Genomic DNA, 26,527 nt, shown 5'->3' on the forward strand with positions numbered 1-26,527 from the left:
ATTCGTAAACTTGATGATTGTCGCATGATTTCATAGGTGTGCCTCAACGCTTCCTTGAAGGAAATCCGTATTCTTTAGCGCGCCACGCTACTAGTAGCGCAAGAATCAATAGAATAAACAGTACCCACGGGAAGGAGCGGACACCAACTGTTTCAATAAGAATCCCACCCATCACGCCGCCACCGCCGATAGCTAGGTTCCATGCCGTCACTAACATCGACTGGGCCACATCTGCACTTTCGCCAGCTGCTTCAGCAACTGCTGTTTGTAGCAAAGTAGCCGCTCCTCCGAACGTCAACCCCCACACAGCAACCACTAGATAGATCACTACGGGTTGGCTGCTACTAATGCCTAGTGCAATGGATGACAAGGCGAAAGCAGCGAGGCTGATTAGAAGCAATGGACGTAGTTTACGGTCGATCAAAATACCGATGAACCAGATGCCAATAAGCGCAGTAATGCCGAAAATAAGCAGTACCAAGTCAACGCGCTGGGTAAGCCCAGCCTGAGTAAGATAGGGTGCAATGTAGGTATACAGGATGTTATGTGCTAGCACCCATGCCAGAACGACAAACAGTATCGGCCGTACCCCCGGAATAACAAAAACCTTGTAGAGAGGGAGCTGCTTATCAGGAGCCTCCCCTGGATAGTCCGGTAGCTTCCAAAGTACCCAGCCGACTAGCATCAGAGCCAGCAGCGACATGATCCCGAAGATGGAGCGCCAGCCCACAAGAGTGCCAAGCAGTGTTCCAGCAGGGACTCCGAGTGCCAGAGCTAGAGGCGTGCCAACCATCGCTACCGCCATTGCTCGTCCCTTGAGTGACTCCGGCACCATGCGCCGGGCATAACCTGCTATCATGCCCCATAAGACTCCAGCGGATACGCCTGCGAAGAACCGAGCTACCAGCGTAAGTATATAATTGGAAGAAAAAGTGGTGACGGTGTTGAATACGAGAAAACCAAGGATGCACATTAGTAGCAGTGGTCGCCGCCGCCATCCACGCGTCATGGTGGTTAAGGGAATCGCGGCCAACAGTGAACCAAGGGCGTACAAAGTGACAAGTTGACCCGCAAGGGCCTCGGAGACACCAAGCCCATCACCTATTTGGAGCAACAAGCCGGCCGGAATCGTTTCGGTAAGAATACAGATAAACCCCGTCATAGCAAGGGCGAGTAATCCTGCCCATGGTAGATGTTCAGAAGAGGGAGTACTGGAGGCACTTTGTGTGGCAGAAGTTGTGTTTTGGGTCATTGGAGAAGCACCTCTCTTTTAAATTGTAAAAAACTCAATGATACACACTCGAATAGGGTTTACTAGACAGAGAGCCTAGACCGGTTCATTCCGGACCAAGGCTCTTTGTGTTCGTTCTTTATTTATTACGTCTATCATAAATGGCATCACAAAGGTCAACAGTAAACTGACCCGACATGCCTTCTAGTGCAGTATTAGTAAATGCCACGACACTGAGCCGTTGCTCGGGGTCGACGAACCACGAATGACCATAGGTGCCACCCATACGCCATGTACCCGGGGATTCCGAAGTGTCTGCGGCGACAGGATCCTTCAGTACCGTAATGCCTAGGCCAAAGCCTCGTCCTGGCCAGAAGGCCATTGGCAGATCACCGATCTGATTGGTCGTCATATCGTGAACCAGAGACTCCGGTACCAGTGGTGCTCCACCCTTGCGTAATGTTTCTAGCAGTTGCAAAAAATCACCGGCGCTGCCGACCATGCCAGCTCCTCCAGAATGATAGGCAGCATCGTCAAGTGCTCGACCAGGGGCAAGCAGGAATCCAGCCGTTCCCTCCACAAAGGCAATACTGTCGGGATCAAGTAAAGGTCGTGGCTCTGGAGTATCATTGGCATAGGAAGTGGCCAGTCGTTCTCGATCGACTGCAATAAAACCCGTGTCGCTCATGCCAAGCGGCTTTGTCACGAGTGAATGTACGGCCTCACTGAGCGGTGTTTCTGTGACCTTTGCAATTACTGCTCCTAGCACGTCTGTCGCGATGGAGTATTTCCACTCGGTACCTGGCGTATAGAGGAGGGGTACAGAGGCAAGACGACGCAAGTTCTCTTCCAATGTGATGCCGGACTGATCCATACCATCTGATACCCCTGCTGACTGATAGGAACCATTCTCTTCTTGAAAAAATCGGTAAGACAGGCCTGCGGTGTGCGTCATCAAATGACGAATCGTCAATGTCGCGAACTCGCCATTTTGCAAACGTGGCCGAAACTCTGGAAGCCAACGATCAACGCGGTCGTCGAGCTGTAGGCGACCTTGAGCAACTAATACTAGGGCTGCCGTTGAAACGATAGGTTTGCTAACCGAGGCGAGCCTGAATAAGGCGTCTTCCCGCATAAGTCGGTTCATCTCGCGGTCGGCAAGACCGGCAGCGCGGCTATAAACCAGTTCCCCATCTATCGCCACTTTAATGACAGCACCGACCAGGCGCTTGTCAGCAAGGGTTCGATCAATTACTTCATCGATGCGACCTGATAACCATTCTGTATTTATTTTGTTTGAATCCAATATACTCAACATTCTTCATCCCTTCGGAATAGTTAAAGCCAGGAACACTTTACTATTGTAGGGTTATTATATATAACAAGTTATCTTGATTACATAAGGCAACTAAGTTAAATTAGCCTTATAACGGTTAATTACAAGCTAGTTTATAGGGGGAACCTTAAATTTAAAGGATGTGATTTTGATGGACCATATTGATAAGCAAATTCTTTTTCATCTTCAAAATCAAGCGAGAATTTCTATGACAGAGCTGGGAAAATGTGTCGGTTTATCGCAACCTGCAGTTACGGAAAGAGTTAGGCGTATGGAGGAGAAAGGCATCATCAACGAGTATCGCACCATCATTTCCCCTGAAAAGATTGGAAAACATGCTGCTGCCTACATGTTATTTCATTCTAGGGATTGTAACGCATTTCTTGATTTCTGCCGCTCCAGTCCTGATGTCGTCGAATGTTACCGTATAAGTGGGGAACACAACTACTTATTGAAAGTAGTAACCGACTCTACACGAGCCCTCGAGGAGTTCGGTAATCAATGTGACAAATACGGTACCTATACGATTCTAATCGTGATGTCATCGCCAATCGATCATAAATTTCTTATACCATCGCTTGAAGAAGCAAGCATCAACTTGCTGAGTTAGATTTGAACATTACTCTGCTAGCTCTTAACGACCAAAAAGACTCTTCTATATGAATAGAAGAGTCTTTTTGGAACCTGCAGGCCATTGAATATCGAGGATGGGCTACATTCCATAAACGGGTTAGAACAATGGTTAGTCTAGTCCAAATATAAAGTGAATTAAGTAGCCAAGTTAATGCCAGCATCGCCTAGTTTCCAACGGCAAGTCATTATCAGCTTCTCACCCTCCAGTTCGGCTGTTAGCGTGCCACCCATTTTATTCATCAGACTTTTGGCGATGGAGAGACCCAGCCCGGAGGCTTGAGAAGATCGGGTACGGTCTGCGGTATAGAATCGGTCGAATAAGAGGTTAACATCGCTTCCGTCTAGTTCCTTCGCATCGTTTACTATCGTTAAATCAGCTGTTTCCTGCTGTCGTTCGAAACGGATTTCCACATACCCGGTCGCATGTTTGACCGTATTGACAAGTAAATTCTCGACAACTCTCCGCACAGCGGATTCATCGGCGTATAGGGATACATTTTCCTCAGGTAGCCGTATATCCGGTGTAATATTGCGATCGTTGAAGGAATCGTAAAATCCGACCAGAATTTCCGAGAGTAGGGCCGTCATCCCAAGCTTTTCTGTATGTAGAGGATAATCTAGCGATTCGATCAAGGAAAGCTCAAAAAAATCATTCAGCAGTGCCTGCAGCCGTTTCGTCCGATTTTTAACGATGGCAACATATTCAAGTTTTTCATCAGGGGTAATTGACTCATCCTCCAACAGTTGAATATAACCGAAGATGGAGGTGAGGGGTGTACGGATATCATGTGAAATATTCGCTACAGCCTGACGGAATTCTTGTTCGACACGTATTCGCTGGGCTTCCGCTTCGACGATTAAATCAGATTGACGATTGATTTGTCCCGCAAGCGCCTCAAGCTTCTGGTCGAATAGAGCCACATCAATTTTTTTGCCGGTTGCTCGCTCGTTGTAGGTATGCAATTGCTCTGTTATCCGCCCTAGCTCTCGCCTTAACATCAACAAACGGAAAAGCAGGAGAGCTCCTGCCGCAAACAATATGATTGTCAGAATAAGCAACACTCTCCTGCACCTCCTATTTGTTATTTAATTTCTTTTCTGTGGAATACGAGAATACCGAGTACCCCGGAAACGGCTATTGTCAACAACGGTACAAGTAAAAGCGCTGGCCAATCTCCACTGTCGATACTGGGCTTACCGATATCGCTCACCCGTTTGAAGATGGAATAATCGTACAAACTACTAAAGAAAGAGATCTTCGAACCTATACTAGCCAAAACCGTATCGATCATAAGGAAGAAAATCATTGAGAAGCCGATAGTTTTGCCGCTGTCGGTTAGGATTACGGTGAACAGCGCCCCGATGGCTGCGTAACCAGCTGTGTACAACAACGTTAGCCCGAGGGCTCGCGGTATAAAAAGTGTAGTGCTTCCTTCCGGCAGATGACCGAAGCCCGAAAGCAGCGTGACTTCGACTGTGCTGACAATAGGAAAGACGAGCGAAATCGCCATGGCCCCAACTGCGAATACGATTAGTTTTGCTGCGAACAGCCGGCCTCTGGTGTTGCCTGAAGATGCGATCGTCTTCATGACCCCTGTGGAATATTCGTTAGAGATAAAGAATCCAGCCAGAATGGCTACGCCGAATTTAATAATGTAGGCATTGCTTGAAATAAAGGTAGTCAGAAATTCAGCGCCGGTGATCTGAGGTTCCCCATTGGACTGATGATCAAAATAATATAGCAATGGGTAAGCAAGCGAGAGTACGGAAAGTGCCAATAGAAAAGTCCAAAATGATCTATTCTTACGGAGCTTGAAAAACTCCACTCTGATCAGATTATACATTTGGATTCCCCCCAATTCGCTTCGTAAAATAACTTTCCAAGTCTTCACCCATAGGCATAAACTTCTCGATCTCGAGGCCGGCAGAGAATAACGCTGTTGATACTTTGCCTGGCTGCTCAATACGGCTATACAACTTGATGGTTCCATCCTGCATCACTTCAAAATCGGCCGTACCCAGCTCATTCTGAATGACGGCTGTTGCCTTGCCCGGATCATCCACTTTGATAAACAAATACTGCTGACATTTCTCGTTTAATTCCTCCGCAGTGAGTTGTTCAAGCAACTGACCGCGATGAATAATGCCAAAATGACTTGCCATTAAATGCAGCTCACTTAGAATATGACTTGAGATCATTATCGTAATGCCAAGCTCACGGTTTAGTCGCTTGAGCAGTTCGCGCATTTCGACGACACCCATCGGATCTAACCCATTGGTCGGCTCGTCCAGAATCAGAAATTCTGGATCTCCCAGCAAGGCGATGGCAAGACCTAACCGCTGCTTCATTCCAAGTGAGAAATTTTTGGCTTTCTTCTTGCCGGCGCCCTGCAGTCCAACTTGCTCTAGCATTCTAGGAACGCAATCTTTCCCGGGAATACCACGTAGAATCCGGTTTGCTTCTAAATTTTCGCTCGCAGTCATATGGGGGAACAAAGCGGGACTCTCGATAATCGAGCCGATTCGCTTACGAGCCTGGATCAAGGCCTGCTCTTCACTGGCTCCGAACAGCTCGATCGTCCCCTGAGTCGGAAAAGCAAGTCCGGTCACAATCCGGATTAATGTTGATTTTCCAGCTCCGTTTTGCCCAATAAAACCATAAATAGAGCCTTTACGGATTGACAAATTGACTTTGTCCAGCGCTGTATGGCCCTTGAACTTTTTGGATAGTTGATTTGTTTTTAATACATACTCGTACATCTCGTCTTGGCCTCCTTTTCGTGATAGACCAAGTATAGAATTGAAAACATAAGAAGAGCTAAAGCCAAATCTTAAGAATGTCTTAAGGCTTGAGCCGATAACCTATGCCCCATACTGTCTCGATAAATTCGCTTCCTGGTGCGGCCTTGGTTAGCTTGCTGCGCAAATTGCTCATATGGACATTGACCGTATTGTCATCCCCGTAATATGGCTCGTGCCAGACCCTTTCGTACAAATTCGCTTTCGTGAACACCTTCTTAGGGGCCGACAAAAGTAACGAGAGAATCTCAAACTCTAGAGCTGTGAGCGTCAGTTCCGCTCCATTTGCCGTAACCGACATCGCATCTCGATGAAGTACAAGGCCCTGATGCTGGAGCACGTTAGGCAAAGCCGATTGCGCAATCCGCGAATACAAACGTAGATGAGAATCGATCCGTGCAGAGACTTCCTCAACGTCGAAGGGTTTCGTAATGAAATCATCCGCCCCCGCCCGCAGGGCAGATACCTTGGTCTGGGGCTCACCCTTGGCTGAAATGATAATTACCGACATATCGTCCCGCCCGGCAATCTTCTCAAGTAGTTCCTCTCCCGACATGCCAGGCAGCATCAGATCCAGTAGCAACATGCTCCTTTGACGTTGCTCCAGATAGAGAAGTGCCTCCGTTCCCGAGTAAGCAGGTTGGGGGATGTAGCCGCTTTTCTTAATAATGTTGCACAGCAATCGGTTGATGTCGCTGTCGTCCTCAGCAACGAGAATATGTATCGGGTTATTCATTTAATCTCCTTATTCCACCTAAAATAGGTCATTATTCGGATGAATGCCTATTAAATAGGATAGCAGGTTTTAGATTCTGTATCCAGATCCAGCCAATTTCTGCATTTTGGTTATTCAAATCTATATCACCGATTCTGGTGAGTTCATTTTTATATAACAAAGAGACTCTTCTATATAAATAGAGGAGTCTCTTTGCGGTGTTAAGGTATTTAGATAAATAGATTATGACTAGATTGATCGGCTTGACCGAGGTAATAACCTACGCCGCCGATCCCCACGCCGTCGATCAGTTCTTCACGGGTGATGCCCATAAGATCCATGGACATTTGGCAGGCAACGATCTCGACGCCTTGGTCGACAGCCATTTGAATCAATTCTTCCAAAGAAGAGACATTATTGTTCTTCATTACAGAGCGGATCATTTTGGAGCCCATGCCCATCATGTTCATATTCGAAAGCGTTAGCTTCCGACTGCCGCGGGGCATCATCGCTCCGAACATTTTACCGATAATATTCTTGTTCACAGGCACTTTCTCATCCTTGCGGATAATATTGAGACCCCAGAAGGTAAAGAACATCGTCACTTTTTTGCCGCTGGAGGCTGCTCCGTTGGCAATGATGAAGGAAGCGATCGCTTTATCCAGATCACCGCTGAATACCACCATCGTACTTGCATTACTAGTTTGGACGGGCTGCGCTCCTGCAGGTACGGAATCCGCGGTAATGCCTTTGCGCAGATAAGCTTCAATCATGCCAGTAGGCAGCTTCGTTAATTGCAAAAGCGTATGCTTCGACATGCGAGCCCATGCCTTAATATCTTCATAGAATCCCGGATCGGAAGCCGTTACCGTTAAGACTTGCCCGTCCAAGAGCGGGTCCATGCTCATCTTGACTTGGATCAGCGGCCCAGGGCAGCATAGTCCGCAAGCATCAAGCACGGAATCAGGTGTTAGATCGGATTCTTGTTTGGCAGGGGTGGATACAGATGTGCTGGAGTTGGCTGCGAAAGCTGTAGCGTTGGTATTGCCTGCAGCTGAAGCAGTGTGAGTTCCCGCCGGTGCTCCCGTTGCTGCGATTTCTTTACGGGCTGCTGTTGAAATACCTGCGTTTGGCGTCAGACTATCTTTTTTTTTAGGTGAATATTTACTCAGTTGATATGTCTTATAGCCTCCGGTCAGATTCTTCACACGGAAACCTTTTTGCTGCAAAATCCGGGATGCTGTGTAGCCTCTAAGTCCAACTTGGCAATACACCCAAATTTCTTTACTAGGATCAAGCTCGGCTAGACGACCACGCAGATCATCTACAGGAATGTTAATTGAGCCTTCAATGTGACCGTTGGCATGCTCGATTTCCGAACGTACGTCAACTAAAATGGTATTGTTGTTGTCACGACCTTCTAAATCCTTAGGAACGAATACTGTAGTCATGCCTTTCAAAATATTTTCAGCAGCAAAGCCAGCCATATTCACTGGATCTTTAGCGGAAGAATAAGGAGGGGCATAAGATAGCTCCAACTCCGTCAAATCAGTGACCGTACCTCTAAAACGAATAACTGTAGCGATATCGTCGATACGTTTATCTACACCACTATACCCCACGGCTTGTGCACCGAGCACCGTACCTTTTGGATCAAAGATCAGCTTCATTGATATTGGAGTTGCCCCCGGATAATAAGTTGCATGAGAGCTTGGATGAACATAAATCACGTGATACGGTAAGCCCAAACGTTGTAATGTTTTTTCGTTATTGCCGGTAGAAGCACCCGTGACTCCAAAAACCTTAATAATAGAAGTCCCTTGTGATCCTTTGTAAGTAGTGCCTAGACCGCTGACGTTGTCCGCAGCAATCCTTCCTTGCTTATTGGCAGGACCAGCTAGTGGAATAGCAGTTTTAGTTCCGTTCACGAAATCAACCACCTCGACCGCGTCACCTACTGCATAGACCTGATCCAAATTTGTTTCCATGCGCTCGTTGACCAAGATATGGCCGCGTGGACCGAACTCTAAACCACTATCCTTCAGGAAAGAGGTATCCGGTGAAACGCCGATGGCCAACAGAACCATATCACTTTGAAGCACAGTGCCACTTGCCAACTGAACCTCTATTTGTTCACCCACTTCTGCAAACCCCTGGACCATATCGGAAAAAATAAGATTAACGCCATGCTCGTCGAGCTCTTTTGCCAAAATAGAAGACATTTCAGTATCGAACGGAGCTAAGATTTGTGGACCCGCCTCGATCAAGCTTACTTCCAGACCTGCTTCTCTGAGGTTCTCCGCCATCTCAACACCGATAAACCCACCACCGATCACAACGGCGGAACGAGTGCCTTCGGCTGCGACTTTGGTTTTGATTTTGTCGGTGTCGGGAATGTTGCGCAGCATGTGAATTTTGGAACTCTCGATACCAGGTAGATTCGGACGAATCGGTTTAGCGCCGGGTGATAAAATAAGCGCATCATAGCTCTCTTCATAGGAGCCTTTTTCTATACTTTCTACTCTTACTTTCTTGTTCACAGGGTCGATAGACACCACTTCACTTTGAATCCGAACATCGATGTTAAAACGTTTATGCATCGCCTCTGGTGTCTGAACCAGCAGCTTGGAGCGATCCTGAATGGAACCTCCGATATAATAAGGCAGTCCGCAATTGGCAAAAGAAATGTACGGATCACGTTCAAACATGATGATATGAGCCTCTTCATCTAATCTCCGAAGTCTGGCGGCCGCTGATGCGCCTCCTGCAACTCCTCCGACAATCAGTACTTTTTTACTCATGATGATTTAATCCTCCCCTAAAAATAGCTGAATTAGATGTTTGATTTTCTCGTCTTTAACAGAATAGTTAATTTCCAGTCCATTACGTTCGGTTTCGACAATGCCTAGAGCTCTAAGCTTCTGCAAATGCTGGGATACCGTAGATTGTGGAAGGTCGAGACAGTCCTGCATGAAGCTAACGTTGCAGCTGCCTTTTTCAAGCAGACCTTTAATGATGCACAAGCGAACGGGATGAGCGATAGCTTTTAAGGTTTCGGCGGTTTGATTATAGGCTTTGAAATTTTTGTCCATGGTTATGAACTCCTCGCTTTACAATATCCTTATATCGTAATATTATGATATAGTGATATTAAAATCAAGTTATTTTTAAAAAAGAGAAGGAGAGATGCTCGATGTCTTTTAAAATTTCAAAGGAAATTACCCCTCAGCAAGTGGCGGAACGTCTGAAGAATGGAGAGGCTCCTATGCTGCTAGATGTACGCGAACCCGCCGAATGGGTGGAGGGACATGTGATCGGTGCGAAGCATATTCCGCTTGGGCAGCTGTTAATGCGTATAGATGAACTAGATCCTAATGGAGAGACGATTGTAATGTGCCTAAGTGGTGGTCGTAGTGGACTGGCGTGTGAGCTGCTGAGCGAAAAAGGATATAACGTTGTGAATATGATGGGCGGATTAAGCGCTTGGACGGATGATTTTTTGGTACGGGGGTAATAGATGAACATGATGTTTAGGATCCTACTGAGTATTTTAATTGTCTTTAGTATTGTAAGGTTCTTACGTTCCGCTTGGCCAGTCCGTTCACTCTCCTATGTAGAAGCCCGTGACGTTCGCGAATTAGCAGATCAATCACTGGACATGAAAATGCTCGATGTTAGAGATGCCGTAGATTATGAGAAGGATAGTATCCGTGGCTCGATAAATATATCGATCGGGCGGTTAGCCTATGTCTGGCAACATTGTCTATCTACTGACGATTCGGTTCTAATTCTTGCTGATAGTTACTATAAAAGAAACAAAGCTGCGAGAATTCTTTATAAGCAGGGCTTTCGAAAGTTATATGCGGTAAATGGTGATTTGTTAGGGAATAAAAGAACGCTCTCCGACATTTCGGTGAAAGGTTGTTGTGAAGGATAATGGATTTAAGCTCATTAATGTCCCGACTCGGATTTGGTAAAAGCGCAAGTGTAAGTGTAAGAACGTTAAAGGTGTCAGAGTTTCGGAGCGAAATGGAGCAATCCAAAAATAGGCTGCTGATCGATGTCCGCGAACCGGATGAATACAAGAGTGGATTTATTCCGGGGGCGAAAAACATCCCGCTGTCTCAGTTGGAAAAGCGGCTCGGTGAAATCCCTAAGGATCGGGATGTGTTGCTCTACTGCCGCAGCGGTATGCGAAGCAAAAGTGCAGCGCGGATTCTGAGTAAGCAGGGGTATGCTCGGCTTGCACATTTGCAGGGCGGGGTAAGCAGCTGGGATGGGAAGTTGAGTCGACGGTAACTGAACTAATTCCTCTGAACAAACTCTAATAGAGCTAACTCCAAATGAGCTTACTAAAGCTGGCCTTGCTTTAACGCAACGTACTTAAACCAACTAGCTTTTTTGATGGATTAGTTAAATTTTGCTGGATCTAGCATTGAATGTAGAGTGTTTATTGACAGCATCAGAAAGCGAATACTATACTTTTGAGTAATAGGACGAAGCACGTCCCGTACCCATATTGGGTGCGGGATTTTTTTATGCCAAGAAGGAGGGTGACGTATGGGATTTACGGAGGAGCATCGTAAGTGGGTAGAGGATCATATTAGTAGAAGAACGGGAGAACGGCGGGGGAGATTGGAGCGTGGACATGGCCATGGTGAGCGGATGTTTTTGGAGAAGGTATGGTGGCCTATGATGGGGCATTTCAATGACCTTCATCCTGAATATGAAGTATTGGATTGGCGTAGCAAGCCCTATTTTGTTGATTTTGTGTGGAAGCCTGGCCAGGTTAAGTTTGCGTTTGAAGTTAAAGGCTACGGCCCACATGTGCAAAGTACAGATCGAACGCGCTACAGGCAGGAGCTGAATCGAGAGACCTATCTGCAAATCGCGGGTTATCGGGTCGTGGCGATTCCTTATGATGATCTGGATGCGAGTCCTGAACTTACGATTACTTTGCTAAGACCATTGCTGATGCCTTACCTGGCTGTGAAGATGGAGGAGCAGGGGGAGTTTAGCCGACTGGAGCGTGATATTTTGCGGATTGCGGTTCGCACGAATGGGTGCATTCGTCCGGTTGATTTGGTGAGGGAGCTTGGGATTGATCTTAGGACGGCTAGGAAGTATATGAAGTCTCTCTCTGAAAAAGGAAGGTTCAATCCGGTAGTTTCCCAGGCAAGCGGTAGAGTTTGTCGTTATGAATATGTTCATTCTTTTAGTGATTTTCATATGTGGTGAATGAACGGTATAAATCCCGTAGAATGGTACCGTGGGGCGGAAAACGAGCAAAAGAACGGTATAAATCCCGTAGAATGGAGTCGTGAGACGGAAAATGGGCAAAAGAACGGTATAAATCCCGTAGAATGGAGTCGTGAGACGGAAAATGGGCAAAAGAACGGTATAAATCCCGTAAAATGGGGTCGTGAGGAGGAAAACGAGCAAAAGAACGGTATAAATCCCGTAGAATGGGGACGTGAGACGGAAAAAGAGCAAAAGAGGGGTAAAAATACCCCAGATCAGCCCTCTCCAATCCACCTCGCACCGTTATCATCCGCATCTCACTTCACCAAGGGAGACGGGCGAGCGAAGCACCCGATAAATCTCTAATTTTGACCTGATTTTCACTTAGATTGTTAAGGTGTTACTTATTGAGCTAATCTTCTATGATTATGTTGATAGACCAGATTTGTGTTAGACACAGACAACTACCTCGAGAACATATGAAACCGCTATCAACTTGAATCGAAGGAGCGATTATGATGGAAACAGTGACATCTAAATATCCATTTCAACAGATTGATTTACCCTTAAATGACCGAGTGCAGGATTTGATCTCCAGATTAACGCTTGATGAAAAAGTAAGTCTGATCCCTCAGTATCAAGCGGCTATAGAGCGTTTAGGCGTTGGAGCCTATAAACATGGTACAGAAGCGGCGCACGGAATTTCCTGGCTTGGAAAAGCGACCTCTTTTCCTCAGCCAAGCGGACTGGCTTGTACTTGGAACCCAGAGCTAATGAAGGAAATCGGCTCGGCCATTGGAGATGAAGCAAGAGCATTTTACAAAAAGAATCCAACGGTGAATGGCCTGACGTTATGGGCACCAACGGTGGATATGGAGCGTGACCCACGTTGGGGTAGAACGGAAGAAGCTTACGGTGAAGATCCAGAGTTAACTGGACAACTCAGCACATCACTTGTGCAAGGAATCCAAGGCGATCACCCGGTCTATTTGAAAGCGGTCGCAACGCTTAAACACTTCCTAGGGAACAACAACGAGATCGAACGCGGAAATTGTTCCGCCAGCATCGATCCAAGAAATATGCGTGAGTATTATCTGGAAGCATTCAAGCCTGCTTTTCAAGAAGGTGGCGCACAGTCTATGATGACCGCCTATAACTCGGTGAATGGCGTGCCAGTTATTCTTCATCCGGCAGTGATGGATGTTGTCAAAGGCGAATGGGACATGGACGGTTTTATCGTCAGTGATGCTGGTGATTTATTCGGGATTGTGAAGGATCATAAGTATTATGAATCTTTTGCACAGTCGATGGCGGAATCTATCAAAAACGGAATTGACAGCGTAACAGAAGAAACTGAAGAGACGATCAAGGTTCTTCATGAAGTACTAGACCAAGGCCTACTGGCAGAGGAAGATCTGGATCGTGCACTAACTAACACATTTAGAGTTCGTTTCCGTCTGGGAGAGTTTGATCCCGCTGAAGGTAATCCATACACAGCAATCGACGATTCCGTAATTCTTAGTAAAAAACATGCCGCACTTTCCTTGGAAGCTGCCAAACAATCCATTGTGCTGCTGAAGAATGATCAGGCAACATTGCCACTGAGCAAGACTGAATTAAACAAAGTGGCGATTATTGGTCCACTTGGCGATGAAGCTTTCAGAGACTGGTATTCCGGCACATTACCTTATGGAGTGACTCCACTGCAAGGTGTTAGTAAGAAACTGCCTGGTAAACAAGTTACTTTTGAGAGCGGCGCAGATCAAATCATTCTTACCTCAGCTGCAAACGGCCAAGCCATCGGAATCACGGGTGAGGACGGAAGGCTGGCTGTACAACATGACATAGCAGAGCACGGAGAATTGTTCCAACATACCGCTTGGGGCTGGACTAGCAATACTCTGAAGGCGACAAGTCGTGGACAGTATGTAACTTTAAGCGAAGCGGAGACACTTACAGCATCTGCTGATGAAATCTACGGCTGGTTTGTAAAAGAATCCTTGAACATCGTCCCGGAAGCTGAGGGTAAAGTCTCTTTGCGGACTTGGAATGACAAATTGATCTCTGTGAATGCTGAGGATGGCACGCTGCAGGTTGCTGATCAGGTCGCAAGTGCGGACGCTCGTCTTTTCAAAAAGAACATCGTTACAAACGGACTGGACGCTGCGGTAGAAGCTGCCAAAGCAGCTGAAGTAGCAGTGGTTTTTGTCGGTAATCATCCACTCCTTAATGGAAAAGAAGAAATCGACAGACCTGATATTGTACTTCCGGAAGAGCAGGAGCGCCTGGTCAAAGCAGTCTATGAAGCGAATCCAAATACAGTGGTAGTTATTGTCGGCAGTTATCCGATTTCTTCCACTTGGATTGACGAGAATATCCCGGCAGTATTGTATACATCCCACAGTGGACAAGAGCTTGGTAATGCGGTTGCAGAAGTGTTGTTCGGAGATTACAGTCCTTCTGGTAAGCTGAATATGACTTGGTTCCGTTCTGTGGAGCAGCTGCCTGAGCTGATGGATTATGATATTATCAAAGGTAAAAGAACCTATATGTACTTTGACGGTAAGCCATTGTATCCTTTTGGTCACGGCCTAAGTTATGCTGAAGTGAATTACAAGAATCTAAATTTGAGCACAAAGGAACTGCAGCAAGACGATACGCTTAACATTGCCGTTCAAGTGGATAATACTGGTGCAGTCGATGGGGACGAGGTTGTTCAGTTATATGTGCAAGCTTTGAATTCCCGGGTCAAACGTCCGATTAAACAGTTGAAGGGCTTTGAAAAAGTGAGCATCGCCGCAGGTCAATCGCATACAGTAGAGTTTGTTCTACCAGTCTCCGAGCTGGCATTCTGGGATGTCACACGTGAACAATATTGCGTCGAAAATGGAGAATACGCAATTCTGATCGGCCGTTCTTCTGCTGATATTAAATTATCTTCAGTAGTAACGGTGAAAGGGGACATCATTCCTTTCCGTAATTTATATAACAACACCAAAGCAGAGAACTATGATGACTACGAAGGCGTATATCTGGACGAATGCAAAGCAGGCGGGGCTTCGGTACATCCGGTAAAAGAGGGCGCTTGGATCGCTTTTAATGACGTATTGTTCGATCATGGAGCAGTAGCAATTGAAGCTCTGGTCTCCTCTGCAAAAGGTGGCAGCATTGAGATCAGAACAGGAAGCGCAACTGGGAAACTGGTTGGAACCGTAACCGTCCCTTCTGGTGGAGTTCTGCAACAGTGGAGCACATTGAAAGGCGAAGTATCCGTGGAGACGGGTACTAGCGATGTTTATGTTGTTTTTAACGGTGAGGTGCTTATCAGCCGGTTTCAATTTAATCAATAATAGAGATGACCTTTGATTATGGGATGGAGTGTGCTATATGGAGTGTTTGGGATGTCGGATTGCTAACGGAATTGAGCCTAACGTAAAAGTAGTATATGAGAATGAATTTATTACTTGTGTGCTAGATATCGCTCCGTTTAACGAAGGACATCTCCTGATCCTTCCTAAAAAGCATTATTGGGATCTCGAAGACATCGACTCAGAGACTTCCTATGCGATAATGGACGGGGCGAAGAGGTTGTCAGTTGTTCTGAAGACTTTGTTCGAACCAGATGGTATAAGCATTTGCCAAAATGGAGGGAAGTTTAACGACCTGACCCATTACCATATGCACCTCATCCCTAGATACGAAGGAGACGGATTTGTTTGGAGTGAACCACTACACCCGCACGGTGCTGAGAATTTTTTAAGTCACACGCAAGCAAAGATTATTGGTTTTTTAAAAAAGTAACAATCATAAAAAGGGCATTCCTGAAGCAATATCAGGGATGCCCTTTTCCTTTTATTATAGAGTAACGCTCTAATCACATCCGCCACCGCCACCAGCATCTCCGCCACCGAAATCTCCCCCGCTGCTGTGCCCGCTATCCCCGCCCCAGCTATGACCGCTGTCATGTCCAGAATGGTGATGGGAGTCACTCCCGTGATGGTGTTGATGGTGATGTTGGTGATTAGAATGATTCGGGTTATTTGTATCCAGCAGATCTGGATGGCTAGCTGCCATAAAAGACATGCTGGCGGCGTCATCTCGTCTATTTCTCTCAAATCTGTTACTGTTCGAGCTCGAACCATTACGAACTACGGACAGTGTGATTATAAATACAATAACTCCAATAAACAGTATCCCAAAGACCATTAGATCGCCCTCCTAATTGTTCATTATAAGCTGTATTCTCTTAAATTGTACCATAATATTGAATAAATGGATTTGAAAAAATAAAATTAACGCTTATCTTCAACCATTCTTGATAGTTGCTATGAGTTTGTTCTTTTTTATTTAGAAAAGGTTGATTTTATCACCCCGATTTGCTACCATACGATGTAACTTAATAGTTATTGTTTTCTAGGGTTCCGCAGCTGGTGCACAGCTGGTCTGGTCCGAGGGAAAACGCACGAACAGCATCGTTCGTGTCTACACGGAGGGATAAAAGCCCGGGAGGTATCGTTATAAATGACGATGACCTTCCGGGCTTATTTGTTTGTTTCGTGGGCAATTATAAAGTTAGTGAATTGAAGGAGGGCTTGGAATGAAGAACAATTCAGAGTGGTTAAAGGTAGTTGGTGCAGCTGTTTTCGAGGTCATGTGGGTCATCGGCTTAAAACATGCCTCCACGATGTGGGAGTGGCTGATAACTGTGGTAGCTATAATAATAAGCTTCTATGTGATGATTTCAGCGAGTACCAAATTGCCGGTCGGCACGGTATATTCCGTGTTTGTTGGTCTAGGAACTGCAGGTACAGTAGTTGCAGACATGGTTTTATTCGGAGAACCGTTCAAGTTGATGAAGCTGGTTCTAGTGGTTATTTTGCTGGCAGGCGTTATAGGATTGAAAATGGTGACCAAAGAAGCCGAAGTAAAGGGGGAGTCTTAAATGGCATGGGTATTTCTGGTCGTTGCTGGTTTATTTGAAATGTTTGGAGTAGCTATGATTAATAGGTTGAATAAACACCGGAATTTCCTGTCGTTCGCGCTGCTCTTTCTTGGTTTCGGAGCAAGCTTTCTGTTCCTGTCTTTAGCTATGAAGAGTCTGCCGATGGGAACAGCTTATGCTGTATGGACGGGGATAGGCGCATCCGGCGGAGCGATTCTGGGGATGATATTGTATGGAGAGGCCAAAGACTGGCGCCGGATAGTCTGTATTATTATGATTCTGGGGGCCGCTGTGGGACTAAAGCTGATAGCTTAGTTAGGTATTCATTCTTTACTTTTTCTCTTCAAAAGAGAGATTAGTTATAAATTGGACACGATTCAGATGTTTAGAAAGGTTCTTATAGGTCGTATAAAGTAAGTATACAATACTTCAATAAGGGGATTTTTAATATGACTAAGGATTCAATCGAACATTTGGCTGAAATCGCAAGAATGAACCAATCTAACCGCATGCTGCTTCCAGATGGAACGTCACTTCCCAGAATTGGGCAGGGAACTTGGAATATGGGTGACGACAATTCCCGTAGGGAGGAAGAGATTGCTGCCCTGCGATTAGGCGTGGAGCTAGGCATGGATTTAATAGATACGGCTGAGATGTATGGGGACGGACGCTCGGAGCTTTTAGTAGGTGAGGCTATTCAAGGTATTCGGGATCAAGTTTTCTTGGTGTCAAAAGTCTATCCACATAATGCCGGGAATGAGCACCTTATCCGCAGCTGTGAAGAAAGCTTGAAACGCTTGAATACGGATCATCTGGATCTTTATTTGCTGCATTGGCGGGGAGATATTCCACTAGAAGAGACTGTTGTAGGTATGGAGAAACTAGTCTCTCAAGGAAAAATAGCAAGATGGGGTGTATCCAATTTCGATGTCGACGATATGAAAGAACTGCTTGGTATTGCTGGGGGAACTCATTGTGCAACCAATCAGATTCTATATCATTTAGGGTCCAGAGGAATTGAAACTGAACTGCTGCCATGGCAGAGAAGTCACAAGATCCCGGTAATGGCTTACTCACCGCTTGCTCAAGCTGGTTCACTCCGAAAAGGAGTAATCGAGAGTGAAGTCGTTCAGGAAATCGCCAGTGCACATCAGGCAACTCCGCTTCAGATTATGTTAGCTTGGACGATGCGTGAAGAGGATGTTATTTCTATCCCAAAAGCTTCTTCTCGTAAGCACGTCATTGAGAATGCTGCTGCAGGCTTGATTACGCTAAGTAACGATGAAATTTGGAAGCTGGACGAAGCTTTCCCAATACCTTCTTGGAAAGTACCGCTAGATATGATTTAAATCAGTTCTATTCACATAAAGAGAAGCTCTCAATCACTGTAAAAGTGTTTGAGGGCTTCTTCTGTCATTTCTTGTGCGATTAGCTGTTCTCAATAATTGTCTGTAGTGTAGTCCGGTCAAGGCCTTCTACCAGTTTGATCAGAAGCTCTTTAGCAGCATCGTAGTCATCACTGTGAATCACTGATGAAGCTGTGTGTATGTAGCGGGAGCATATTCCGATTACTGCGGAAGGAACGCCAATTCCACTAACATGAACCTGACCTGCATCTGTTCCGCCTTGGGATACAAAATACTGATATTTGATCCGGTGGGTATCCGCTGTATCTTGTACATATTCAATCAGACCGCGATGTGTAACCATCGTAGGATCAAAAATACGCAAGAGAGCTCCTTTGCCCAGATGGCCAAATGCCTGACTGTCTCCAGTCATATCGGCAGCAGCGCTCGCGTCCAGACCGAAGAAGATGTCTGGTGACAGGAGATTAGCCGCAGTACGCGCACCCCGAAGACCTACTTCCTCTTGTACAGTGGCACCAGCGAAAACGGTATTCGGCAGCTTTTTACCGTGCAATGCTTTAACTAGTTCAATGGCGAGACCTACGCCGTAACGGTTGTCCCAAGCTTTCGCCAAGATTTTTTTGGGATTAGCAAGGGGAGTAAAAGGACAAATCGGCAGAACTTGTTGGCCTGGTCTAACGCCAAAGCTTTCTGCTTCTTCACGGCTGTCTGCACCGATATCAATATACATTTTGCTGATTTCGCCAGTCTTACCACGTTCTTCATTGCTTAGCAAATGGATAGGCGTACTGCCAACAACTCCGGTCAGTGTTCCTTTAGGTGTAATGATATGTAGGCGCTGGGATGCAACAGCAGAGGCAAGCCAGCCGCCAAGTGGTTGAAAACGGATCATACCGGTGTTAGTAATTCCAGTTACCATGAAACCTACTTCGTCAAAATGCCCAGCGACCATAATCTTTGGCCCGTTCTCTTCGCCGCGCAGTACGCCGAACAAACTACCGAGACGATCCTGTACGAACTCTTCAGTATAAGGAGTCATAGCATCCTTGACGTAAGCGCGGAGTTCGCGCTCAAATCCTGGGGCTGAGGGAAATTCGGTAAGTGTTTTGAACATGTCCAATGTTTCTTGATTCATATGAATTCACTCCTTTATTAAAATATAAGAACTCATTTATACATCATTCTTATATTTCTACGAGAAACGGATGTTATCCATAATGGACCACATCGTTATTTCTTCCTGCAACCTAGTATGAACATTCTGGGCTCACTTGTCCATGACAAGAGACAATGAACACCGGGCACGAGCTCCACGAATACTATGCATTAGAGGCTTTGGTGGCAGGAGCCTTAGAAAGGATGCGAAGACGAATGAGGGTTGCGGGCAGCGTACCCAAAAGAAGGGTGCAGGGAGGATTGTCAAGTAGGAGCCTACAAGTAAACGGAACGCGCAGACGATACTGGCGCCACAATCCAAGGGAAAGAGAAGCAGTACTTATTTTTGTTCTCTTCTTACTGTTGATTGTTGTGTTACTGTATTTTTCCTGAACTGGAGGGACATAACGAAGCGGAGGATGGCAAACAATAAGGAAAACTTCTAAGCGAAGAACAACTTAAGGGGCTTAAAAGTGAGTACTATGATGCTTGTCAGCCCCCTTCGCCTAACTTTCAGGAGGTGCCTCAATGCCGGCGAAAACTAAGAAATCGGGTGTCAAGCTGAAGCTTGACACCCTGACTCCACAAGATTACGAGAAATTGTCCAAGCCCTTTGTTCCTGCCAGGCCCGTATTCAAAAACTGCATACGAGCGTTTATTGCTGGCGGCATAATCTGTGTTATTGGACAAGGTGTTCAGGAGGCTTTTATGGCAATTTTCGATATGAGCTCCAAGGAAGCCGCCAGTCCGACAGTCGCGGTGATGATCCTACTCTCTGTAATTCTGACCAGCTTTGGCGTGTACGACAAAATGGCTCAATGGGCTGGTGCAGGAACTGCAGTCCCAGTGACCGGGTTCGCAAACAGTATGTGCTCTGCAGCTCTAGAGCACCGCGCTGAGGGCCTTGTACTTGGTGTAGGCGGCAATATGTTTAAGCTTGCAGGTTCGGTTATCGTATTTGGTGCCGTAGCTGCTTTCATTATTGGTATCGTCTATCTCTTTTTGGGCGTAGACGGGGGTGCACATACATGAAACAGCTTGGTAGTCAGACCTGGGAGTTCACGAACCGTCCCGTTATTTTGGGTTCTTCCGCTGTAGTAGGGCCAGAAGAGGGAGAAGGTCCTTTAGCTTCAGACTTTGATTTTATATTTGATTCGCTGGAAATGGACGAGAAGACATGGGAGAAGGCTGAGCGTGCTCTTTTCGAGAAAGCCTCCCTGCTGGCTCTGATTAATGCAAATATCGATAAAGAAAAGCTGGAGTTTTTTGTCGGCGGAGATTTGATGAACCAGATTATCAGCAGCTCCTTCGCGGCAAGAAAATTAGGTGTGCCTTATCTCGGAGTCTTTGGTGCTTGCTCTACTTCTATGGAGAGCCTTGCGATTGCCTCAATGATCGTTGATTCTGGAGGCGGTAAGTATGCGCTAGCGGGAACATCAAGTCATAACTGTACGGTGGAGAAGCAGTTTCGTTATCCAACGGAATATGGTTCGCAGAAACCCCCAACGGCGCAATATACAGTTACAGGTTCGGGTTGTGCTGTAGTGGGTCAGAATGACGGTTCGGGTAACTATCCAGTCGTGGTTTCGGCCACGCTTGGACGTATTATGGATCTTGGTTTGACAGATCCTTTTAATATGGGGACGGCTATGGCACCTGCGGCGGCGGATACCATTACTGCGCATTTTCGGGATACAGGTCTATCGCCCGGGCACTATGATTTAATTGTTACCGGCGACCTGGCATCCGTAGGGTTACCTATAGCCAAGACCCTATTGGCTAAAGAAGGAATTCCTATGGAGCAAACAACCTTTGACGATTGTGGTTTGCTTATCTACGACTTGGAGAAACAGAAATATGTGATCGCTGGAGGAAGCGGCTGCGGGTGCTCAGCGGTTGTAACCTATGGTCATATCCTTAAGCGGTTAAAAAAAGGTGAACTTAAACGGGTGCTTATAGTGGCAACGGGTGCACTTTTATCACCTTTGTCTTATCAGCAGGGAGAGAGTATTCCATGTGTTGCTCATGCCGTAGCCATAGAGAGTGGAGGTGAAGCATAATGATGATTTACTTATGGGCTTTTCTGATTGGAGGAGCCATTTGCGTTATAGGGCAGCTGATGTTCGATGTATTGAAGCTGACACCTGCACATACGATGAGTACCTTAGTTGTAGCCGGAGCGATTGCTGATGCTTTTGGTATCTACGACCCGCTTGTGAAATTTGCGGGTGCTGGTGCAACCATTCCGATCACAAGTTTTGGGAACTCCTTGGTTCACGGGGCATTAACGGAGCTGGAGCGGGATGGCTGGATCGGTGTAGTTACGGGTATTTTTGATATTACAAGTGCCGGCATCTCGTCAGCTATTGTGTTCTCCTTTTTGGCAGCTTTAGTTGTACGGCCGAAGGGGTAAAGTTGATGCTATATGAAAAGGTTGTCGTCAGAAAAAGACGGCAATCTTTTTTTGTTATTTTTGAATTGTAGGATGTTTCATCTTATGGTTTTTTTTGTATCCTCACTTCGTGATCTTCAACAATGTACTTTGGGTCCTCTAATCATGTAAAATATAAATAATACTGCTTATTCTGGCTAGGAGGATTATATATGCCCGTACGTCAAGAATCGATGCACACCATGAATGCTGTACGCACTAATTTGGAATCCTGCATACTTGGAAAATCATTTGAAATACAATTATTGTTAACCGCTCTGCTTGCTGGTGGTCATGTATTGATCGAGGATGTACCGGGAACAGGAAAAACCCAGCTAATTCGCGCACTATCAAGATCAATGTCCGGTGAATATCGCCGTATTCAGTGTAATCCAGATATACTTCCGAGTGATATTACAGGTGTTTCTGTCTATCATCCTAGGGATGAGATGTTTCATTTCCGGCCTGGTCCGGTGATGACGAATATTTTACTAGCCGATGAAATTAACCGTGCTACTACGAAGACACAATCTGCACTTCTGGAAGTGATGGAGGAACGAAACGTTACCGTAGATGGTGAGACGTATCCACTTCCGCACCCTTTCATGTTATGCGCTACCCAGAATCCGATAGACTTTGAGGGAACCTATACACTGCCTGAAGCCCAATTAGATCGATTCATGCTGAGAATTAGCCTTGGATATCCTGATGCAGCGACGGAGAAAAATTTATTGCTGAGCCATCAGGAAGGCCAACCGGTGGACAGGCTTTCGCCCGTAACAAGCATGGAACAAATTGCAGGGATTCAGGAAGAAATTCGCGACATCTTCATGAGTGATCCTGTGCTGAATTACTTGTTAGATATTGTGCGGCAGACAAGAGAACATCCACTTGTAATGCTGGGTGCAAGTCCACGTGCCTCACTATCCTTTATGATGGCTTGTAAAGCTTATGCCTTTTTGCAAGGACGAGATTACGTTCTGCCTGATGACGTGAAGATCCTTACTCCATTTGCCTTGGGTCATCGAATATTGCTGCGTCCAGAGTCGCGCCTAGATAATATTAGCGTAGAATCTTTGCTTCAAAAGCTTCTGCAGAGCATTCATGTGCCTGTTACGATGAGGCAATGATATGAGACGTTATTTGTCGTCGGTTGCAGCCATCATTCAGCCCTCTAAGCTTGCAAGCATCCTTGTAATTTGGAGTATTACACTCTTATATGTACTTTTTCAGGGCGGGAAAACAGCATTTATGTTGTTTATCATGGTCTCTGTACTTATTGCATATTTGATTGCTGGAGGTTTAGGAGGCGTTCGGCGAGCGAAGGGCACTCGCAGTCTTTATTCTGAACAAGACAAGGGAGATTTGCTCTCTGCCGGAGGGCATCTTCGTGTAAAACTAAAGGTTACAATCCCTGGGATTTTGCCCTTGCCTTACGTTGTTGTAAGGGAAGTTCTTAAGCGGCATAATGGAGAATCGTGGGTCTTTGAAGAAAGTGTGATCCCAAGCCTCAGAGGCATTGGGGAACTAAAGTTTCAGACACCAGCCTTAGAGCGTGGAACATACACATTCGCTAATACGGATATTATCAGCCAAGATATATTTGGGCTTGTCGAGCATAAGGGAACATTTTTATCGGAAGGACAATTTCAGGTTTTGCCTCGTGCGATCTACGTTCCGCGCTGGCAGTTATATGAGAGAAAATCTCGGCTATCTGGACCGCAGACATCCGTTGTTCAATCTCGGCGTGAAACCACACAGATTAATGGCGTCCGTGACTATGTATATGGTGATCGCTTGACGCGAATTCACTGGAACGCTACTGCTAAGACAGGCTCTTGGAAATCCAAAGAGTTTGAGCATGAGTCGATTCCCAAAACCATTATAGTCCTTGATGGAAGCACATCAGCTTATATGAATACGAATCAATTCGAACTAGCAGTTTCGGTGACGGCATCATTACTCGGCTTCGGCATTCGGGAGAGAATTGGAATTGGACTGTGTTGTTTGGATAAGACGACGAAGGTGTTCGCACCAGTTGAAGGTGCTGCTGAGCGTCAGAAGATGATTCAATATTTAATCGATCTAAACGCTGAGGGACGCGGTCCGCTTATCTCCCGATTGGAAAAAGGATACCGTATGTTTCCTAAAGGCTCTTACTTCGTGTTAATTAGTCCACAGCGTGGACAGCCAGTACTTGATGCACTACGTTGGGCTGACAGCAGAGGAATGACTGCTTCTCATATTCATGTGCGAAATTCGGCAGAGGTAAATAGAGGTAACGATTGGATAGACGTCCTTAGATCTCGTGGAATAACCGGTTATGGTATTAGCTCGCTTCAAGAGCTTCCCTCAGTGTTAGGAGGGGAAGGATGATATGAGAACCTGGTGGAATCAGATAAAATTCTCCTGGCACCGTTCCGTCGGCCTATTTTGGCTATTGATTATTGCACAGCAGTGGATTTCTTATACGGAACCCATCTGGTTAAATCAAACCACTGCTTCTGTATGGGCTGCCCTATTAACGATCACCGTCATTGAGATTTTTATCCCTGTTAAAGTTCAATTCAGACTGATTATGGAAGCAGTAGCTATTATCTATATCGTTTATCGCATCATTTCTAATTACGGAATTTATGTTCCTGATCCATGGGCTACAACCCTTGTGGATAAGCTCCAAGATATTAGTGTGTATATGGTGCCGTATATCTGGTTTGCTCTTGGTGCCTCTGCCTTGCTGTTGCTGTCGTCTTGGTGGGTATCCTCTAAGAAGCGTATCTTATGGTTTATAGGAATGAACATTGTAGCGCTGGCTGCGCTTGATTCCTTTACATCTATTGTATTGTGGCAGGAAGTGGCTTGGACGGTATTTGCGGGTATGGGATGGCTTGTCAGCCAGCACCTGAGAAGTTTTCAGCTACATTATCCGCGTGGATGGGTACATTTGCTGGAATATCCCTCGAAAATAGTCATGAATATCGCAATCGTCTTCTCTCTGGTTATTTTAATCGGTGTGAATATGCCGGATGTAAGGCCTACTTTGACGGATCCTTATACAGCGTGGCAAGAGTGGAATGGAATTGGGAAATCTTCTGGTAAGAGCACAACTGGAACAACGAATTCCAATACGGGCTCAGGTTCCTCTGTTAACAATACTTCGTCTGGCTATAGTCTCAATGATGACAACCTGGGCGGGGGCTTTAACTTCGATTATACCCCGGTGATGACAGTGGTTTCAGATTTGCGTGTTTATATGCGAGGAGAAACACGCAGAATCTATTCTGGAAGTGGATGGTCGGATAAGGATCGATTGAAGCGAGGACCTATAGAAGAGGTGGAGACGGGGAAATCCTTGGAGCAAAGTGTGGCTTCTAAGGTCACTACCCGCACACTGAAACAGACGGTTAAAGTGCTTAACAATAATGAATTTCCGGTGTTATTCGGTGCTTATTCTGTAACTTCGGTGGATTCATTAAATGGTGAGGCAGCCGGGAAAGGTCTTTTCTGGAGAGACCGTGATAGTGAGCTTCTATGGGATATGGATAAGAAGAAACTAGACTATCCTTCGACCTTCGAGCTGACTTCTGAAGTTCCCGTCATTCCTGTTCAGGAATTGACAGCAAAGACCTATGAGGAGCTATACAAAGGTAATGATCTGGAGGAAAGCTTCCTTCAGCTGCCTGATGACTTCCCTCAACGGGTTAAAGATCTGGCCGAGGAAATTACAGCCCAAGGAAGAACACCGTATGAAAAAACAGCACTTTTGCAACAATACTTACAACAAACCTTTCCATATACCAACAAGCCGGATATAACACGTGTTTCAAGTGAGGATTTTGTAGATGGATTTTTGTTCGAGCTGAAGGAAGGTTACTGTGATTATTATTCTACGGCACTAGTCACTATGGCACGTTCCCTAAACATCCCTGCAAGATGGGTTAAGGGTTATGCACCTGGAGAACAGCCAGAAATGCCTATGAATCTGGCGCAGCAGGTGGGTGCGGCAAATAATAATTACACGATTACCAATGCAGATGCCCATTCCTGGGCTGAGGTCTATTTTGGTGAGTATGGTTGGATTCCTGTTGAAGCTACACCGGGGTTTAATGCTCCTCTCCTGACTAAGAATGAGCAAATACCTGAGACAGACCCGGAAGATCAAGATGAAATGGCAGAACCAACACCTGCACCTGTGACTAATGCACAAGCAGATCAAGGCTTCCATGTGGGTTTATGGGTGATTTTGGCGGCAGTGGTTGTATTATTATCCTGGACTATTTTTAAAGTTTGGCATATTCGCTTTAAGCTTCGCTTCTTCGTTCAACAGATGCGAATGGGCCGACCTTTAACGCCTGATCAGAAAGTTGTGGCTGAAACTGAGCGTTGGGTAAGGTATTTGCATCGTAAGGGAATGATGAAGGAAGAGCATGAAACATTGCGTGAAGCCGTAGTCCGCTGGAGTCAGGAACGACCTGCTGTGGCCAATCATCTTTCTTCACTGCTAACGATGTTTGAACAAGCGAAGTATAGCCCTGATGTTATTGAAGACAAAGACTGGCAGAGCGTGTATACTGAAGCTTTGCGGCTGCGGAGAACGATAAGATCCAAGAAATAGCGTTTATGCAGTAAATCATTGCTATAGATTTATTTGCGTAGCGCATGGAGTATGTTATAGTT

At 45.9% G+C, this 26,527-nt stretch carries 27 protein-coding genes and 1 riboswitch; of the genes, 17 read left to right on the top strand and 10 right to left on the bottom strand.

Annotated features, from left to right (window positions below; translation table 11 throughout):
• Window positions 1–43: 43 nt before the first annotated feature.
• Both MKX60_RS26650 and MKX60_RS26655 read right to left on the bottom strand, forming a co-directional pair.
• Window positions 44–1,252 carry an MFS transporter gene (locus tag MKX60_RS26650; protein ID WP_341061471.1) on the bottom strand — a complete coding sequence of 403 codons (1,209 nt, stop codon included), beginning with the start codon at window positions 1,250–1,252 and terminating at the stop codon, window positions 44–46.
• Window positions 1,253–1,370: 118 nt separating this feature from the next.
• Entirely contained in the window at window positions 1,371–2,549 is a 1,179-nt protein-coding gene (locus MKX60_RS26655; RefSeq protein ID WP_076284336.1) for a serine hydrolase domain-containing protein, read from the bottom strand.
• A 169-nt stretch (window positions 2,550–2,718) separates the two neighbouring features.
• Between MKX60_RS26655 and MKX60_RS26660 the strand changes: the two genes are divergently transcribed.
• Complete coding sequence (locus MKX60_RS26660; protein WP_076284335.1) at window positions 2,719–3,177, top strand: Lrp/AsnC family transcriptional regulator; 459 nt, start codon at window positions 2,719–2,721, stop codon at window positions 3,175–3,177.
• Window positions 3,178–3,335: 158 nt separating this feature from the next.
• Here the strand turns inward: MKX60_RS26660 and MKX60_RS26665 are convergent, their stop codons facing one another.
• The 6 genes from MKX60_RS26665 to MKX60_RS26690 form a co-directional block, all read right to left on the bottom strand.
• Window positions 3,336–4,262: a sensor histidine kinase gene (locus MKX60_RS26665; RefSeq protein ID WP_256721625.1), complete on the bottom strand. Its 927-nt coding sequence runs from the start codon at window positions 4,260–4,262 to the stop codon at window positions 3,336–3,338.
• Window positions 4,263–4,282: 20 nt separating this feature from the next.
• Complete coding sequence (locus MKX60_RS26670; RefSeq protein WP_076284334.1) at window positions 4,283–5,044, bottom strand: ABC transporter permease; 762 nt, start codon at window positions 5,042–5,044, stop codon at window positions 4,283–4,285.
• Complete coding sequence (locus tag MKX60_RS26675; RefSeq protein ID WP_076284333.1) at window positions 5,037–5,960, bottom strand: ABC transporter ATP-binding protein; 924 nt, start codon at window positions 5,958–5,960, stop codon at window positions 5,037–5,039. Before MKX60_RS26675 ends, MKX60_RS26670 begins: the two co-directional genes overlap by 8 nt.
• An 82-nt stretch (window positions 5,961–6,042) precedes the next feature.
• The gene (locus MKX60_RS26680; protein WP_341061472.1) at window positions 6,043–6,735 is read right to left on the bottom strand and encodes a response regulator transcription factor; all 693 of its coding nucleotides are present in this window, start codon (window positions 6,733–6,735) and stop codon (window positions 6,043–6,045) included.
• A 209-nt stretch (window positions 6,736–6,944) separates the two neighbouring features.
• Window positions 6,945–9,515, bottom strand: a complete 2,571-nt coding sequence (locus MKX60_RS26685) for an FAD-dependent oxidoreductase (RefSeq protein ID WP_341061473.1) — start codon at window positions 9,513–9,515, stop codon at window positions 6,945–6,947.
• A gap of 6 nt (window positions 9,516–9,521) precedes the next feature.
• Entirely contained in the window at window positions 9,522–9,806 is a 285-nt protein-coding gene (locus MKX60_RS26690) for an ArsR/SmtB family transcription factor (RefSeq protein WP_341061474.1), read from the bottom strand.
• Window positions 9,807–9,907: 101 nt separating this feature from the next.
• On the opposite strand from MKX60_RS26690, the gene MKX60_RS26695 reads away from it, so the two are divergent.
• From MKX60_RS26695 to MKX60_RS26725, 7 genes are all read left to right on the top strand, one after another.
• Window positions 9,908–10,228 (top strand): rhodanese-like domain-containing protein, encoded by a 321-nt coding sequence (locus MKX60_RS26695; protein WP_149647867.1) that lies wholly within the window; start codon window positions 9,908–9,910, stop codon window positions 10,226–10,228.
• Between the two features lie 3 nt (window positions 10,229–10,231).
• Window positions 10,232–10,651: a rhodanese-like domain-containing protein gene (locus tag MKX60_RS26700; protein WP_341061475.1), complete on the top strand. Its 420-nt coding sequence runs from the start codon at window positions 10,232–10,234 to the stop codon at window positions 10,649–10,651.
• On the top strand, window positions 10,651–11,013 hold the full coding sequence (locus MKX60_RS26705; RefSeq protein ID WP_341061476.1) for a rhodanese-like domain-containing protein: 363 nt from the start codon (window positions 10,651–10,653) through the stop codon (window positions 11,011–11,013). The genes MKX60_RS26700 and MKX60_RS26705 overlap by 1 nt, the downstream gene beginning before the upstream one ends.
• A gap of 261 nt (window positions 11,014–11,274) precedes the next feature.
• A complete protein-coding gene (locus MKX60_RS26710) occupies window positions 11,275–11,952 on the top strand; it encodes a winged helix-turn-helix domain-containing protein (protein WP_341061477.1) in 678 nt (225 codons plus the stop codon).
• On the top strand, window positions 11,953–12,321 hold the full coding sequence (locus MKX60_RS26715; RefSeq protein WP_341061478.1) for a hypothetical protein: 369 nt from the start codon (window positions 11,953–11,955) through the stop codon (window positions 12,319–12,321).
• 152 nt (window positions 12,322–12,473) lie between these two features.
• Entirely contained in the window at window positions 12,474–15,305 is a 2,832-nt protein-coding gene (locus tag MKX60_RS26720; protein WP_341061724.1) for a glycoside hydrolase family 3 protein, read from the top strand.
• Between the two features lie 37 nt (window positions 15,306–15,342).
• On the top strand, window positions 15,343–15,756 hold the full coding sequence (locus tag MKX60_RS26725) for an HIT family protein (RefSeq protein ID WP_341061479.1): 414 nt from the start codon (window positions 15,343–15,345) through the stop codon (window positions 15,754–15,756).
• Between the two features lie 69 nt (window positions 15,757–15,825).
• Here the strand turns inward: MKX60_RS26725 and MKX60_RS26730 are convergent, their stop codons facing one another.
• Window positions 15,826–16,161 carry a hypothetical protein gene (locus MKX60_RS26730; protein WP_341061480.1) on the bottom strand — a complete coding sequence of 112 codons (336 nt, stop codon included), beginning with the start codon at window positions 16,159–16,161 and terminating at the stop codon, window positions 15,826–15,828.
• Window positions 16,162–16,357: 196 nt separating this feature from the next.
• Window positions 16,358–16,466: riboswitch (guanidine-I (ykkC/yxkD leader) on the top strand.
• An 86-nt stretch (window positions 16,467–16,552) separates the two neighbouring features.
• Between MKX60_RS26730 and MKX60_RS26735 the strand changes: the two genes are divergently transcribed.
• From MKX60_RS26735 to MKX60_RS26745, 3 genes are all read left to right on the top strand, one after another.
• Window positions 16,553–16,897 carry a DMT family transporter gene (locus MKX60_RS26735; protein ID WP_042125357.1) on the top strand — a complete coding sequence of 115 codons (345 nt, stop codon included), beginning with the start codon at window positions 16,553–16,555 and terminating at the stop codon, window positions 16,895–16,897.
• Window positions 16,898–17,212 carry a DMT family transporter gene (locus MKX60_RS26740; protein ID WP_042125359.1) on the top strand — a complete coding sequence of 105 codons (315 nt, stop codon included), beginning with the start codon at window positions 16,898–16,900 and terminating at the stop codon, window positions 17,210–17,212.
• Between the two features lie 134 nt (window positions 17,213–17,346).
• Entirely contained in the window at window positions 17,347–18,246 is a 900-nt protein-coding gene (locus MKX60_RS26745; RefSeq protein ID WP_076298148.1) for an aldo/keto reductase, read from the top strand.
• 79 nt (window positions 18,247–18,325) lie between these two features.
• Here the strand turns inward: MKX60_RS26745 and MKX60_RS26750 are convergent, their stop codons facing one another.
• A complete protein-coding gene (locus tag MKX60_RS26750) occupies window positions 18,326–19,399 on the bottom strand; it encodes a M42 family metallopeptidase (RefSeq protein ID WP_042185952.1) in 1,074 nt (357 codons plus the stop codon).
• A 548-nt stretch (window positions 19,400–19,947) separates the two neighbouring features.
• Here MKX60_RS26750 and spoVAC point away from each other — a divergent pair.
• The 6 genes from spoVAC to MKX60_RS26780 all read left to right on the top strand — a co-directional run bounded on the left by spoVAC (window position 19,948) and on the right by MKX60_RS26780 (window position 26,465).
• Window positions 19,948–20,451, top strand: a complete 504-nt coding sequence (gene spoVAC, locus MKX60_RS26755; RefSeq protein ID WP_076284320.1) for a stage V sporulation protein AC — start codon at window positions 19,948–19,950, stop codon at window positions 20,449–20,451.
• Window positions 20,448–21,479, top strand: a complete 1,032-nt coding sequence (spoVAD, locus tag MKX60_RS26760; RefSeq protein ID WP_076284319.1) for a stage V sporulation protein AD — start codon at window positions 20,448–20,450, stop codon at window positions 21,477–21,479. Before spoVAC ends, spoVAD begins: the two co-directional genes overlap by 4 nt.
• Before the next feature lie 2 nt (window positions 21,480–21,481).
• Window positions 21,482–21,832 carry a stage V sporulation protein AE gene (gene spoVAE, locus MKX60_RS26765; RefSeq protein ID WP_036675923.1) on the top strand — a complete coding sequence of 117 codons (351 nt, stop codon included), beginning with the start codon at window positions 21,482–21,484 and terminating at the stop codon, window positions 21,830–21,832.
• 191 nt (window positions 21,833–22,023) lie between these two features.
• Complete coding sequence (locus MKX60_RS26770; RefSeq protein ID WP_076284318.1) at window positions 22,024–22,980, top strand: AAA family ATPase; 957 nt, start codon at window positions 22,024–22,026, stop codon at window positions 22,978–22,980.
• Between the two features lies 1 nt (window position 22,981).
• Window positions 22,982–24,226 carry a DUF58 domain-containing protein gene (locus tag MKX60_RS26775; RefSeq protein WP_076298147.1) on the top strand — a complete coding sequence of 415 codons (1,245 nt, stop codon included), beginning with the start codon at window positions 22,982–22,984 and terminating at the stop codon, window positions 24,224–24,226.
• 1 nt (window position 24,227) lies between these two features.
• Window positions 24,228–26,465, top strand: a complete 2,238-nt coding sequence (locus tag MKX60_RS26780) for a DUF4129 domain-containing transglutaminase family protein (RefSeq protein WP_341061482.1) — start codon at window positions 24,228–24,230, stop codon at window positions 26,463–26,465.
• Window positions 26,466–26,527 lie beyond the last annotated feature (62 nt).

It is taken from the genome of Paenibacillus sp. FSL R5-0914, from assembly GCF_038004525.1.
GTDB lineage: Bacteria > Bacillota > Bacilli > Paenibacillales > Paenibacillaceae > Paenibacillus_AQ.